Origin of the sequence: Acidovorax sp. LjRoot129, from assembly GCF_964253765.1 — a bacterium.
Taxonomy (GTDB): Bacteria; Pseudomonadota; Gammaproteobacteria; order Burkholderiales; family Burkholderiaceae_C; genus Acidovorax.
In genome coordinates, this window is sequence record NZ_CAXUSE020000001.1 from 4,045,258 (window position 1) to 4,058,461 (window position 13,204).

The 13,204-nt window shown below is 65.2% G+C and carries 11 protein-coding genes and 1 tRNA gene; 10 read left to right on the forward strand and 2 right to left on the reverse strand.

Annotated features, from left to right (window positions below; translation table 11 throughout):
* Window positions 1-46 precede the first annotated feature (46 nt).
* Window positions 47-2,353 carry a CHASE2 domain-containing protein gene (locus ACSQ3Q_RS18555; RefSeq protein ID WP_436135804.1) on the forward strand — a complete coding sequence of 769 codons (2,307 nt, stop codon included), beginning with the start codon at window positions 47-49 and terminating at the stop codon, window positions 2,351-2,353.
* 198 nt (window positions 2,354-2,551) lie between these two features.
* Here ACSQ3Q_RS18555 and ACSQ3Q_RS18560 read toward each other — a convergent pair whose 3' ends face one another.
* Window positions 2,552-4,150 (reverse strand): MASE4 domain-containing protein, encoded by a 1,599-nt coding sequence (locus ACSQ3Q_RS18560; protein ID WP_436135805.1) that lies wholly within the window; start codon window positions 4,148-4,150, stop codon window positions 2,552-2,554.
* A 378-nt stretch (window positions 4,151-4,528) separates the two neighbouring features.
* Here ACSQ3Q_RS18560 and ACSQ3Q_RS18565 point away from each other — a divergent pair.
* Both ACSQ3Q_RS18565 and ACSQ3Q_RS18570 read left to right on the forward strand, forming a co-directional pair.
* Window positions 4,529-4,618: transfer RNA gene (locus ACSQ3Q_RS18565), tRNA-Ser, on the forward strand.
* Window positions 4,619-4,849: 231 nt separating this feature from the next.
* Window positions 4,850-4,981, forward strand: coding sequence for a hypothetical protein (locus tag ACSQ3Q_RS18570; RefSeq protein WP_436135806.1), 132 nt, complete (start codon window positions 4,850-4,852; stop codon window positions 4,979-4,981).
* Between the two features lie 78 nt (window positions 4,982-5,059).
* Here the strand turns inward: ACSQ3Q_RS18570 and ACSQ3Q_RS18575 are convergent, their stop codons facing one another.
* Window positions 5,060-5,548: a hypothetical protein gene (locus tag ACSQ3Q_RS18575; protein ID WP_436135807.1), complete on the reverse strand. Its 489-nt coding sequence runs from the start codon at window positions 5,546-5,548 to the stop codon at window positions 5,060-5,062.
* 109 nt (window positions 5,549-5,657) lie between these two features.
* On the opposite strand from ACSQ3Q_RS18575, the gene ACSQ3Q_RS18580 reads away from it, so the two are divergent.
* The 7 genes from ACSQ3Q_RS18580 (at window position 5,658) to ACSQ3Q_RS18610 (ending at window position 13,199) form a co-directional block, all read left to right on the forward strand.
* Window positions 5,658-6,947 carry an SDR family oxidoreductase gene (locus ACSQ3Q_RS18580; RefSeq protein WP_436135808.1) on the forward strand — a complete coding sequence of 430 codons (1,290 nt, stop codon included), beginning with the start codon at window positions 5,658-5,660 and terminating at the stop codon, window positions 6,945-6,947.
* Window positions 6,947-7,411, forward strand: coding sequence for a DUF2269 family protein (locus ACSQ3Q_RS18585; RefSeq protein WP_436135809.1), 465 nt, complete (start codon window positions 6,947-6,949; stop codon window positions 7,409-7,411). The genes ACSQ3Q_RS18580 and ACSQ3Q_RS18585 overlap by 1 nt, the downstream gene beginning before the upstream one ends.
* A gap of 143 nt (window positions 7,412-7,554) precedes the next feature.
* Complete coding sequence (locus ACSQ3Q_RS18590; protein WP_436135810.1) at window positions 7,555-8,043, forward strand: hemerythrin domain-containing protein; 489 nt, start codon at window positions 7,555-7,557, stop codon at window positions 8,041-8,043.
* A gap of 33 nt (window positions 8,044-8,076) precedes the next feature.
* The gene (locus ACSQ3Q_RS18595; protein ID WP_436135811.1) at window positions 8,077-8,544 is read left to right on the forward strand and encodes a DUF421 domain-containing protein; all 468 of its coding nucleotides are present in this window, start codon (window positions 8,077-8,079) and stop codon (window positions 8,542-8,544) included.
* 65 nt (window positions 8,545-8,609) lie between these two features.
* Window positions 8,610-11,009 (forward strand): catalase, encoded by a 2,400-nt coding sequence (locus ACSQ3Q_RS18600; RefSeq protein ID WP_436135812.1) that lies wholly within the window; start codon window positions 8,610-8,612, stop codon window positions 11,007-11,009.
* Between the two features lie 69 nt (window positions 11,010-11,078).
* Window positions 11,079-11,663: a cysteine hydrolase family protein gene (locus ACSQ3Q_RS18605; RefSeq protein WP_436135813.1), complete on the forward strand. Its 585-nt coding sequence runs from the start codon at window positions 11,079-11,081 to the stop codon at window positions 11,661-11,663.
* A gap of 216 nt (window positions 11,664-11,879) precedes the next feature.
* On the forward strand, window positions 11,880-13,199 hold the full coding sequence (locus tag ACSQ3Q_RS18610) for a glucose-1-phosphate adenylyltransferase (RefSeq protein WP_436135814.1): 1,320 nt from the start codon (window positions 11,880-11,882) through the stop codon (window positions 13,197-13,199).
* Window positions 13,200-13,204: the final 5 nt, after the last annotated feature.

Here is a 13,204-nt window from a genome sequence, read left to right on the forward strand (position 1 = left end):
CCGGCCACAGCGGCCTCATCAGCCCCTTGCCCTGCAGGACTGAGCCATGTGGAGCATTGCACGCACGCGCGGCCGGCAGCGGCGCCTGGAGTGGGCCGTTCTGGCCATCGCCCTGCTGGCGCTGGTGGCGTGGCTGAGCCCACCCGCCAACCTGGGCCGGGTCAATCACCTGGTGCAGGACGCGGGCCTGCGCCTGGTCTCGCGCCCCGCGCACTCGGACATCGTGATCGTGACCATCGACGATCCCAGCATTGCCGCCATCGGCCGATGGCCGTGGCGCCGCGCGCTGCATGCCGAGCTGATCGCACGCGTGTCGGCCCAGCAGCCACGCGCCATTGGCATGGACGTGTTGTTCAACGAAGACGACCTGGACTACCCCGAGGACGACGTCCTGCTGGCCGATGCCATGCGCCGCAGCGCCCGCGTGGTGCTGCCCGTGCTGCGGCGCGGGTATGGCCCGGCTGCCGACATGGCCGACCTGCCCTCGTCCGCGTTTGCCGACGCGGCCGCCCGCCTGGGCCACGTGCACGTGGTGCCGGACAACGACGGCGTGGTGCGCAGCCTGTACCTGCAAGAGGGGCCCGCCGCGGCGCCCTGGCCGCACTTCAGCATGGCGCTGCAGTGCGTGGCCGAACCCGCCCTGCCCCACTGCGCAGCAGCGCCGGCCCACCCTGCGCAAGCCGGCGGGTGGCAACGCGCCGAGCGGGCGCTGATCCCCTACGCCGGCGGCCCGGGCCACTTCACCGCCTATTCGTACATCGACGTGTTGCGTGGCCAGGTGCCCGCTGATGCATTCCGAGGAAAGTACGTGCTGGTGGGGGCTGCGGCCTCGGGCCTGGGCGACCTGTTTGCCACGCCCGTGAGCCACCAGTCGCGCCTGATGCCGGGGGTGGAGGTGGTAGCCCAGGTGCTCGACGGGCGCCTGTCGGGCGTGCGCATCCTGCCCGCGGCTCCAGTGCTCAATACCTTGTTCAACCTGGCACCGGTGGCTGGTGCGTTGCTTGCTCTGTTGCTGGCCGGCCCGTTTGTGGCGCTGGTCACCAGCGCAGCGCTGGGGGTGCTGACGCTGCTGTTGAGTGTGGCGCTGCCCTGGTGGCTGGGCCTGCAATTTGCGCCGGCGGCGGCGCTGACCGGCCTGGTGCTGGCCTACCCGCTGTGGAGCTGGCGGCGCCTGAGTGCGGCTGCGCACTTCCTGCGGCTGGAAATGGAGCGCCTGCAGCGCGAGGGGCTGTCGCTGCGGCTGCCGGGCGGCTCCAGCGATTCGGGCGACTTTCTGGAAAAGCGCATCAACGCGGTGGAACGCGCGTCACGCCAGCTGCGCGACCTGCACCATTTCGTGAGCGAAAGCCTGCAGCAGTTGCCCTCTCCCACGATCGTCTGCGACACCGGGGGTCGAATTCTGCTCAGCAACATGGCGGCACGCCGGCATGTGGGCGGCGACCCTCTGGCGCCGCTGCAGGGCTTGTCGGTGGTCGAGCTGCTGGCCGACCTGGTGCAGCCCGCCACAGGCCTGCCGCTGATTACCCACGACAAGCTCCACAGCCGGGCCATGCCCGAGCAGAGCGAAGGCCGGGATGCCCAGGGCCGCAGCCTGCTCGTGCAATGCCGGCCCTTTACCGACCTGGCCAAGGCGGGATGGCTGCTGACGCTGGTGGACTTGACGGACATGCGCCGCGCACAGCTGCAACGCGACGAGGCCATGAACTTCATCTCGCACGACATCCGCGCGCCCAACGCCTCCATCCTCACGCTGCTGGAGATGGAGCGCGCCTACCCCGGCCGCCTGCCGGGCGACGAGCTGATGCAGCGCATCGAACGCTATGCGCGCGCATCGCTGGGCATGGCCGAGAACTTCGTGAAGCTGGCCAGCGCCGAAACGCAGGAATACCGCATGGCGCCGCTGGATCTGGTGGCGGCACTGGCAGAAACCGTGGACGACGCCTGGGCCCTGGCGCGCGAAGGCAGCGTGGACGTGGCCATCACCGCCGCGCCGGACACCGCGCCCACCCTGGGCGACCGAGCGCTGCTGTGCCGCGCACTGGCCAACGTGCTCCACAACGCGATCAAGTTCAGCCCGGCCGGTGGCCACGTGCACTGCGCCATTGCAGAGCGGGGCAGCCAGTGGGTCGTGTCGGTGCGCGACCAGGGCCCGGGCATCGCACCGGAGCTGCAGGGGCGGCTGTTCGCGCCCTTCCAGCGGCTGCACGACCGCAGCCACCCCGCCATCGGCGGCGTGGGGTTGGGGCTGGCGCTGGTCCACACGGTGGTGCAGCGCCATGGCGGGACGCTGGAGGTGGACAGTGACGTAGGGCAGGGAGCGGAGTTCAGGCTGGTGCTGCCGCAGCAGTCCTGAGGGGATCGGCCGGGACCGGTATAGGCCTTGGCCTTGCCCTTGGCCCTGGAACCGGTTAGAGGCACCGCGCCGCCACCAACAAGGGCGCATTCGCAGGCCGAGGGCCTCCCACCGCATTTGCTACTATTTTTATAGCTACAAATGCAATATGAATAAGCGCTAGAGCCTATTTTTATTCATTTTCTGCCGCGCAGGCTCCTAGGGGGCTGCGATGGCGTCGGCCGGGGCCGGCAATGAAAAGCTGAACGTCGCCCCGCGGCCTACCTCACCCTGCGCCCATACGCGGCCACCATGGCGCACCACGATGCGCTCGACCAGGGCCAGCCCGACGCCGGAGCCCGGAAGCTCCGCACCGGTGTGCAGCCGCTGAAACAACTCGAACAACCGGTGCGCGTGGGCAGTGTCAAACCCCATGCCATGGTCGACCACCTGATAGACACACTCGCCGCCCTGCAAGCTCCCGGCAATCTGAATGCGGGCAGCGTCTGGGCCGCTGTACTTGACGGCATTGGAGACCAGGTTCACCCACACCTGCCGCAGCAGCGCGCGGTCCCCCCAGGCTCCCGGCAAGGGCGTCACCGAAAACTCGGCGGCCCGCCCTGGCTCCGCTTGCCGCAGGTCTGCAATCACCTGCTCTACCAGGGCATTCATGTTGACCGGGCTCAGGTGCAGCGCCTGCCGCCCCTGGCGCGAAAAAGCAAGCAGGTCGCGGATCAGCTGCCCCATCTGTTGCGCGCTGTCGCCAATCACGGTGAGCATGCGCAGCGTCTCCGTGTCGCTCTGGCTTTCAGGCCTTTCGAGCAGCATGCCGGTGAACCCCTGGATCGCCCGCACTGGCGCCTGCAGATCGTGCGAGATCGAGTACGAGAACGCGTCCAGCTCCCGGTTCTTGTCTGCCAGCTGGGCCGCCTGCGCCTGGATCTGCTGGCGCTTGTCACGCTCCTCCTGGTAGGCCGCGGCAAGCCGCGCGTACAGCATGGTGTTCTCAACCAGCAGCACGGACAACAGCACCGTGGAGGCCATCAAGCCGTAGAGCCGCCCGGCATAAAAGCCCAGGTCGAACCGGCCGGCGTTGAGCACGGCCGACAGCGCGATGTCGAACAGCCATGCGCACATGGTGACCATGAGCAGCAAATCGAGCACCGACGTCGGCCTGCGCCGCAGCAGCAACACCAGCGCCACCACGCTCACGCACCACACGGTAGATACCACCGTCAGCATCGCCGGCGTGTACCGGCTGCCCTGCATGATGGGCGGCAGCAGCGACTGGCCCAGGGTTGCCAGGGCGGTGAGCGCAGCCACCGCCGCCAGCACCGCGGCCACGCTGCCCAGCGTGGAAAGCACAAACCGCCGTGGCGGGGCTGCAGCGCCAGCGGTATCCCCATCGCGCACGGCGGCCGCCGGCTTGAGCAGCGCATAGACGATCACCGCCGCCGGAAACCCCGCGTGCCAGAACATGTACAGCCACGCCGTGCTCTGCGGCCCCGCGCCCAGCCACCCACCTTCGACCACCACCCCCGGAAAGGTAAGCGCGTGCGCAATGGCAGTCATTGCGGTGAACAGATAGCCGCAGGCCAGCACACGCAGTCCAGCGTGCCCCAGGATGCGGAACTGGCCCAACAGCAGCACCGCAGTGACCAGATCGCTCAACGCCAGCGCGGCTTGGTACGCCGGAATGAACGCCGTGATTTTGGGCAGCGGCAGCTTGGCCAACGGGACGGCCAGCGCAAACAGCAGCGCGGACACCAGCACCGCCCCCCACGCCCAGCGGCGATGCTGGGCGGTGGCGGTGGCCATTGCCAGGAAAACAGGTCGCTCTGCAGGGGTCGCTTCAAGGTTCATGGTTTTTGCACGCATGGAACACTGGGAAACCGTGACGTGAATGCCGCGCCCGCCGGCGAGGGCAGTGCGGGCGCCGTCCAGGCAGCTGCACACCATCATGCGCGAGGGCCGGAAAGAGCACAAAGGGAAAATCAACCCGCTGTGTTTTTGACCACGGATCGTGGTTGGCTCAATGGCCGAACTAGGGCACCGTAGCGCCGTCGCGGGCACCCTCAGGCTCGCCGCCCGCCCGTCCACGGCAGCCCGCAGGCGCCGTCTGTGGTGGCTGCACCCCTCAAAGGCCGATGCGAAGCCTCCAAAAAACCTTGCTATACTCGCAGGCTTCGACACACAGGAGAGGTGGCAGAGTGGTCGAATGTACCTGACTCGAAATCAGGCGTAGTGGCAACACTACCGTGGGTTCGAATCCCACCCTCTCCGCCAAACACTAAGCGCCACGGGCCCACAAGCCCCTGGCGCTTTTTTATTGCCTGCAAGCGCAGGGTGGCGGCGACGCCAACTCATCGCCATGCCCGACAGATGCCGGCCTCCCAATGGCTTGGTGTTCTAGGCGACATCCGCCCGTCCACCACGCTCTCCACCTCGTGGCGTTGTCCGACGCGCCCGGCGAACCCGGCCCGGTAAGGTCAAACCATCTCATTCAAGGAGTTTGGTATGGACCGTTTAGACAACACCGATGGGGTTCCGCATTCGTCGGGACGCAACAAATTTGCCACCAAAAGGACGTTGACCCTCACGCTGATCGTGGTCGGCTTCGTGCTCGTGGCGATGATGGTGCCGTGGTAACGGGCGATCAGGCCAGGCGCTCCGATAGGGCCACCACGCTCCAAGCAGTGCGAGTCGGACAGACCGAAGCTACCGCACTCAGCGGCGTTTGTTTGCTGCGCTGCCGTCCACCGCAGCGCAGCCCACGGCCAGCCCCACGGCAAACAGGAAATAAGTCCACGCCAGCGATTTGCGGGACACCCGGTGTTCGTAGCCTGGCGTGAGCCGCTCCGGCGTGAGTTGGAAATCGACAAAACAGGCAATGGCACTGGCCGCCCCGCACGCCGCCGCCAGATGGCGCGGCGTAACGGCACGGGGCCGTGCATGAAGATAGGCCGCGAGCCCCGCCGCCCAGAAGGTAGCGGCCACATGGTGGGTGACGTAGCCGACTGCCGTGTGTTTCAAATCCACCTGCTGCTGGTGGAGCGCCTCGCGGTTCCAATACCAGTGGCTGACTGCATTGATAGGCGCCGCGGCGCTGCCGGCCTCGCGCCGGCCCGCGACGACAAGGGCGGCGGCCGAAAGGACGCTAGCGTAACTGCCCGCCACGACCGCCCTCAGCACGCTGTGTAGGAAATTTCTGCTCATGGCTCACCACTGTGGCGAGCCCACTTCGACCGTCTGTAGGACAGACTCCTGCAAGCAATTGCGCAAAATGTCCGCGGTGTGCCGGACAGGCGGTTCTACGCTGTTCCAGATGAGGATTCTCATCACCGGCACTTCGGGCTTGATTGGCGCTGCTCTGGCTGCTCGGTTGGAATCACGCGGCCACAGTGTGGTGCACGCAAACCGGCGCCCGCCCTTACACAGCGGGGTAAAAGAGGCCGTCACGGTCGATTTTGCGCAGCCGCCCTCCAGCGCATGGTGGGCGCAGCATTTGCAAGGCGTCGATGTCGTGGTGAACGCCGTTGGGATTTTTCAGGAGTCAAAGAACCAGACATTTGCCGCCGTCCACACCCACGCGCCGCTTGCTTTGTTCAGTGCAGCAGTCGACGCGGGGGTGGGGTTGGTCATACAGCTGTCGGCGCTGGGTGCGGACGAAAACGCCACCACGCGTTTTCACATCAGCAAGCGGGCCGCTGACTATGCCCTGCGGCGGCTGCCCGTGACATCCGTCATCGTCCAGCCCTCTCTGGTGTATGAACCGGAGGGTGCAAGCGCCTCACTCTTCAATCGCTTGGCCCTGCTCCCCATGCTCGCCCTTCCCGCTGCGCGGGCACCCGTGCAGCCCGTGCACCTGCAAGACGTCATTGACGCGATGACGCACCTCATCGAACACCCGCCCATCGCCTCGTGCACGGCGCATGCCGTCGGCCCCGAAGCCATGACGCTGAAAAGCTACCTGCTCAGGCTGCGCCAGGCCTTGGGGGTTGCACGCAGGCCGCTCGTGCTGGACATTCCCCTGGCCTGGGCCACGGCGGGCGCCAGGGCCTTGTCTGCAGTCATGCCCAGGCTTGCCCGCTTTGCAAATCCAGACGCCCTGTCCATGCTGGCGCGGGGCAATACCGCCGACCCCTCGGGCTTCGCCCAGCAGCTGGGCAGAACGCCAACGCCCGTAGAGTCTTTCCTGCGCAACGACCAGCGCCGGCCTGTGCGCGAGCACGCCCAGCTCAGCAACCTGCTGGTGGCGATGCGTGCCAGCGTGGCCACGGTGTGGATCGTCACGGGACTGCTCTCTTTAGGGCTCTACCCCGTACAGCAGAGCCTGCAGCTGCTCAGCGAGTTTGGCCTCAACGGCTCCCTGGCTTGGGCTGCGCTGTACCTGGGCGCGGTGCTCGACCTGATTTTCGGCTTTGCTGTGCTGTTTGCGCCGCAGCGCTGGGTGCCCGCCGTGTGCTGGGGGCAAATTCTGCTCATTGCCGCGTACACAGTGCTCATCACTTGGCGCATCCCACACTGGTGGCTGCACCCTTTCGGGCCCATTCTCAAGAATCTTCCCATGCTGGTCGGCATCGCGATGCTTGCTACTTTTGCCCGGAGGCCGTGATGGAATACCTCGTCGTCAAGTGGCTGCACATCCTTTCGTCCACGGTGCTTTTTGGCACCGGAATCGGATCCGCTTTTTACCTGCTCACCGCTGCCTTGGCGCGCAACACGGCAGTGGTCGCGCACGTTTCACGGTGGGTCGTGCGCGCCGATTGGCTTTTCACGGCCACCACCGCCGTGCTGCAGCCATTGACCGGATGGTGGCTGATGCATCTGGCGGGTTTGCCCCACGGCACGTCGTGGATCGCTTGTTCAATCGGCCTCTATGCGGTTGCGATGGCGTGCTGGCTGCCGGTTGTGTGGCTGCAGATCCGGATGCGGGACCTTGCGTTCCAGGCCAGCGAACGCGATGAGTCTTTGCCCCCAGCCTTCTGGCGCTGCTTCGGCTGGTGGGTGGCGCTTGGTGTGCCGGCGCTGGTCGCATTCTTGGCGGTGTTCTGGCTCATGGTGGCCAAGCCAGCGTGACGACCGGACGGCGCGCAGCGACATCAGAGTGGGTATCACATGTCACTGGCCGCGCTTACGAATGGCATTGGCGTCCGCCTACAGGTAGGGGGGTGCGCATTTCAGAAGATGACCTGGCTTATCAATCTTCAGGAGTACCTTCCATGCCTTCCAGCCAACGCCAGAAAGACGTGTGTGACCTGCTTGACGCCGACCACAAGGCCGTCAAGAAGATGTTCAAAGACTTTGAAACCCTCACGGAGTCCAAGGCCCGCAACGCAGCGCAACAGCGCCTGGACCTCGCCCGTGAAATCTGCACCGAACTGACGGCACACGCCCAGGTTGAAGAAGAAATCTTCTACCCAGCCCTGCGCCAAGCCATCAAGGAAACCGACTTGCTGGCCGAAGCCGAAGTCGAGCACCAGACCGCCAAGGACCTGATCGCACAGATCCGCGCCGCGGAAACCGCCGACGAAGAGTTCGACGCACGCGTCAAGGTGCTGAGCGAGTACATCGACCACCACGTCAAGGAAGAGCGCAACGAGATCTTCCCCAAGGCCCGGGCTGCCAAGAAGCTGGATCTGGTTGCCATGCGCGACGAGGTGGAAGCCCGCAAGCAGGAGCTTCTGGACGAGCAACTGGCGGCAGCCTGATCCATTAAACCGCGGGATGCCCGGAGGTGATCGATGTGGGAAATGACACTCCCCTGGTGGGAGTTGATCGTGCGGGCCACAGTGGTGTATGCACTGCTGTTGCTGCTGATCCGTCTGTCAGGCCGGCGCACTGTCGGCCAGTTCACCCCGTTCGATCTTCTGGTGGTGATGCTCCTCAGCGAATCCGTCTCCAACGCGCTGACCGGTGGAGACGATTCGCTGGCCGCCGGCCTTATCAGTGCTGCCACCCTCATCGGCCTGAACACGTCGGTGGCCGTGGTTGCAGCGCGCAACGCGACGGTTCGCACCTTGCTGGAGGGCGAGCCCGTGCTGGTGGGCAAGGACGGGCACATCCTTCACCAAGTGCTCAAGCGGCTGCACATCCCGGAGTCGGACGTGCTGCAGGCATTGCGCGAAGCCGACTGTGAACTCGCGTCCATGCAGTGCGCATTCCTGGAAGCCGATGGCCAGATCAGCATCTTGAAGAAGCCCACCGGCTGAGCAGCGCGAGCGCTGCAAACCCGTTGGAATTTCAACGTCCCAGTTACCCACAGAGCACATCTACCATGCCCAAAGAACGCAAAACCTCCAGTGCAGCCGCGACCGCCGCCGCTGCAAAAAACACAGACAGTGGCCCGTCCACCATGGGACCTGCGACCGACCTGGCGTCTGCCAAGGCTGGCGAGACCAACGACCTGGCTGCAGCCATGCCATTCAATCCCGGCAAGGCGGGTGAGCATGGATTCAAGAACGGCGTCAGCCCGCCTGCAGGTGCCACGGTGGAGCCCGCGTCCCGATTGCCGGGAGCAAGCACTTTGTCCGAAGCCAACAGCAGCGAAAAGACCGGTACCGTAGCCCCGCAAGGCGTCAACGCCACCATCGCGCCGCTGGACCGCGTGCGTGTGGATTCGACCGGACAGGTTCTGACCACCAACCAGGGCGTGGCCATTGCCGACAACCAGAACTCGCTCAAATACGGCGAGCGCGGGCCGGCGCTGCTGGAGGACTTCATCCTCCGCGAGAAGATCACCCACTTCGACCATGAACGCATTCCAGAGCGCATCGTTCATGCGCGTGGCTCGGGCGCCCACGGTTTTTTTGAATGCTACGAGCCGCTGACCGACCTTACCCGTGCGGCGCCTTTCCAGGCGGCCGGCAAGGTGACTCCTGTGTTCGTGCGGTTTTCCACTGTGCAGGGGGAGCGCGGCTCGAAAGACACCGCGCGGGACGTGCGGGGCTTTGCCGTGAAGTTCTATACCGATGAAGGCAACTGGGACCTGGTGGGCAACAACATGCCCGTGTTCTTTATCCAGGACGCGATGAAGTTCCCGGACCTGGTGCACGCCGTCAAGCCAGAGCCCCACCACCAGATGCCGCAAGCCGCGAGCGCGCACGACACCTTCTGGGATTTTGTCTCGCTCATGCCCGAGTCCACCCACATGCTGATGTGGGTGATGTCGGACCGCGCCATCCCGCGCAGCTACGCCACCATGCAGGGTTTTGGGGTCCATACCTTCCGGCTCGTGAATGCCGCGGGCGAGTCGGTGTTTGTCAAGTTCCACTGGAATCCCAAGGCCGGCACACACTCGCTGGTATGGGACGAGGCCGTCAAGATCTCGGGCGCGGACCCCGATTTTCACCGCCGCGATCTGTGGGAGCGCATCGAGGCAGGCGCTTATCCCGAGTACGAGCTGGGGGTGCAGGTGTTCACTGAAGAGCAGGCCGAGAGCTTCAGTTTTGACATTCTGGATGCCACCAAGATCATTCCTGAAGAGCTGGTGCCGGTGCGCCCCGTGGGCCGCATGGTGCTCAACCGCAACCCCGACAACTTTTTTGCAGAAACCGAGCAGGTCGCCTTCTGCGCCGCCCACGTGGTGCCGGGCATCGACTTCTCGAACGACCCGCTCCTGGCCGGACGCATTCACTCGTACGTAGACACGCAGATCTCGCGGCTCGGCGGTCCCAACTTTCACGAGCTGCCGATCAACGCGCCGATTGCGCCCGTGCACAACAACCAGCGCGACGGCATGCACCGGCAGGCCATCCACCGCGGCCGGGTCTCCTACGAGCCCAATTCGTTGGCGGGGGGCTGCCCCTTCCAAGCCGGCGCCGCCCAGGGCTTTGTGTCCGTCCCCGCGCGCATTGACGCCAAGGAAGCCCAGGGCAAGGTCAGGGCCAAGCCCGAAAAGTTTGCCGACCACTACACCCAGGCCCGGCTGTTCTTTGACAGCCAGACTCCCGTCGAGCAGGCCCACATCGCCGCCGCGTTCCGCTTCGAGTTGAGCAAGGTCACGGTGCCGGCCGTGCGCGAGCGCATGGTGTCGTCGCTGCGAAACGTGTCGGACGATTTGGCCACCCAGGTCGCGCAGGGGCTGGGCATGGAGACCCTGCCACCGGCCATGCCGCGTGCGCTGGCCAAGCCGCCCAAGCCTGAAGTCGCCAAGTCACCGACCCTGTCGCTCTTTGCGCGGCCCGGCGATGGCAGCCTGCTGGGCCGCAAGATCGCAATCCTGGTGGCAGACGGCATCACCGGCCAAAGCGCGGTGGACCTGCACGCCGCGCTGGCCGCCCAGGGCGCAGTGCCGCGGTTTGTTGCGCCCCGCATCGGCCCGGTCAAAACCGCGGACCAGGTCGCCATCAATGCCGACGCCTCGCTCGAGAACGAGCCAGGTTTCCTGTTCGATGCCCTGGCGCTCCCCGACGGCGAGGCGGGCGTGCAGACCCTGGCGGCCGACGGCCACACGATGGAGTTCATCAAAGACCAGCACCGGCACTGCAAAACGATTCTCGTGATGCCCGCATCGTCTGCGCTGATGCTGAAGGCCCAGATTCCGTCAGCGCTGGCGTCCGGCGAGCCCGACCCTGGCATCGTTTTTGGAGCCACCCCTGCCGACTTCAAGGCCTTCATCCTCGGTATCGCGCAGCACAAGCATCCGGAACGGGAAACCGATCCGCCGGTCGTCTGACCGCCAGCGCCCGCCACTCCCCGGCGGGCGCGTCGCCGCAGGACGGCACACCTCATCCTTGCGACAGCCATGACGGCAAAAGCCCACGACCTTTTCGACCGTGCACGGTTGGGTCCGCTCAAGGCGAGCCCCACCGTACTGGTGCTGGTGGACTTCATCAATCCGATGCGGTTTCCCGGCGCTGCCAATCTGGCGCGTGGCGCACTGCCCGCAGCGGCCGCTACGGCGCGCCTGAAGAAACGGCTGTCAAAACAAGGCGTTGCCACCATCTATGCCAACGACAACTACGGCATCTGGCACTCGGACTTCAAGGAACTGGTGGCGGCCTGCCAATCGCTGCCCGGGGTGCGCGGTGAGATCGCATCCCTGCTCGCGCCCGACGATGATGACCTGACGGTGCTCAAGCCGCGGCATTCTGCCTTTCACTCCACCCCTTTGGACCACCTTTTGCAACAGCTCAAAGCAAAAGAGCTGGTGCTGGTCGGGCTGTCCACCGACATGTGCGTGCACCTCTCCGCCATGGATGCCTACATGCTCGGATACAAGGTGTGGGTGCCCAGCGACTGCACCGCCGCCGAGAGCGAGGAATCCAAAGCGGCCGCACTGTTGCAAATGTCGCGCGTGCTCAAGTGTTCGACCAAGAAAGCGCACTGAAACAGGGGACGTCGGAGCGGCCATAGAACGGATGCCGCGGTGCGAACGAAAGCCCTTAAACGCGCGGGCCGCACCGGGTAGTCCGATACCTACAAAGCGTCTCTGTAAATTCCTGCAACTGTGTGTTGCACCGCAGCAGAGGATGGAGTTCCGCCGGCTGCCTCGCTGGCTCCTCTACTGCCCTGTCGGGCATGCCCCTTTGTTATGGAGCGACCCATGTCACGCACAAGGAATGTATTGGCCATCGTCATGGCTGGCGGCGAAGGATCGCGCCTTCATCCTCTCACTGCAGAGCGCTGCAAGCCCGCTGTGCCGTTCAACGGCAAGCACCGCATCGTGGACTTTGTCCTGTCGAATCTCGTGAACTCCGAGATCTATTCCGTGTACCTACTCGTCCAGTACAAGTCGCAGTCGCTCATTGAGCACGTCCGGCAGTCCTGGACGATGACCCGGTTCATCCCCCAGCATTTTGTGACCGTGGTGCCGCCCCAGATGCGCAATGGTCCGGAGTGGTTCCAGGGCACAGCGGACTCGGTGTACCAAAACATCCACCTGGTCGAAAGCTTCCAGCCTGACATCGTCGCGGTATTCGGTGCGGACCACATCTACCGCATGGATGTGCGCCAGATGATCGACTTTCATACGGCCACCAACGCCCATGTCAGTGTCGCCACCCTGCCGGTGCCGCTGGCGCAGAGCAACCAGTTCGGCATTGTGGAGATCGATGCGCAGCACCGGATCGCTCAGTTCGTGGAGAAGCCCGCCTCCACCCTCCCTATGCCCGGCAGCACCACCCACGCGCTCGCATCCATGGGCAACTACCTCTTCAACGCCGATGTGCTGCTCGATGCGCTCAAGAAGGCCCACGCCAGTGGCCACAGCGACTTCGGCCGGGACATCCTCCCCACGATGCTCCAGTCGCACCGTCTCATGGCCTACGACTTCAACACCAATGAAATCCCCGGGACAGAAGCCTACGAAGAGCATGCTTACTGGCGGGATGTGGGCACCATCGATGCGTACTACGACGCCCATTTCGACACGCTGGGCGCTACGCCCCGTTTCCGCATGACCAACCGGCAGTGGCCGATTTATGCGAGCCCCGACCAGGCGGAGTCAGCCCAGATTGAAAACGGCGTACTGCACCGCTCTGTCGTGGGCTCCGGCAGCATCGTGGATGGAGCCACGCTCGACCACGCCATGCTGCGCCGCTCGGTGCTGGTGGAGCGTGACGCGCACCTGCAGCATTGCATCGTGATGGAACGCTCGCGCATCGGCACGGGCGCCCACGTGCGCCGCGCCATCATCGACCAGGACAACGACATCCCCGCTGGCGAACGCATTGGCTTCGACCTGGACGTCGACCGCAAGCGTTTTCACGTGACACCCAGCGGCATCGTGGTGGTACCCCGGAACTTCTTCCCGGCGCAAAGCCACGCCACCAGCCCCCACCCCGCCGTCGGGAGGCTGCGCCCCGCGGCCTCTGCCGGTGCCTACACCGCCTTGTTTGACAGCGAGCTGCGAGCCGCTGCATGAAACCC

Coding starts and splice junctions, on each gene's coding strand:
- ACSQ3Q_RS18595 (WP_436135811.1), top strand. CDS start 8,077: ATGTGGGAAATGACACTCCCCTGGTGGGAGTTGATCGTGCGGGCCACA.
- ACSQ3Q_RS18590 (WP_436135810.1), top strand. CDS start 7,555: ATGCCTTCCAGCCAACGCCAGAAAGACGTGTGTGACCTGCTTGACGCC.
- ACSQ3Q_RS18605 (WP_436135813.1), top strand. CDS start 11,079: ATGACGGCAAAAGCCCACGACCTTTTCGACCGTGCACGGTTGGGTCCG.
- ACSQ3Q_RS18570 (WP_436135806.1), top strand. CDS start 4,850: ATGGACCGTTTAGACAACACCGATGGGGTTCCGCATTCGTCGGGACGC.
- ACSQ3Q_RS18555 (WP_436135804.1), top strand. CDS start 47: ATGTGGAGCATTGCACGCACGCGCGGCCGGCAGCGGCGCCTGGAGTGG.
- ACSQ3Q_RS18600 (WP_436135812.1), top strand. CDS start 8,610: ATGCCCAAAGAACGCAAAACCTCCAGTGCAGCCGCGACCGCCGCCGCT.
- ACSQ3Q_RS18610 (WP_436135814.1), top strand. CDS start 11,880: ATGTCACGCACAAGGAATGTATTGGCCATCGTCATGGCTGGCGGCGAA.
- ACSQ3Q_RS18575 (WP_436135807.1), bottom strand. CDS start 5,548: ATGAGCAGAAATTTCCTACACAGCGTGCTGAGGGCGGTCGTGGCGGGC.
- ACSQ3Q_RS18580 (WP_436135808.1), top strand. CDS start 5,658: ATGAGGATTCTCATCACCGGCACTTCGGGCTTGATTGGCGCTGCTCTG.
- ACSQ3Q_RS18560 (WP_436135805.1), bottom strand. CDS start 4,150: ATGGCCACCGCCACCGCCCAGCATCGCCGCTGGGCGTGGGGGGCGGTG.
- ACSQ3Q_RS18585 (WP_436135809.1), top strand. CDS start 6,947: ATGGAATACCTCGTCGTCAAGTGGCTGCACATCCTTTCGTCCACGGTG.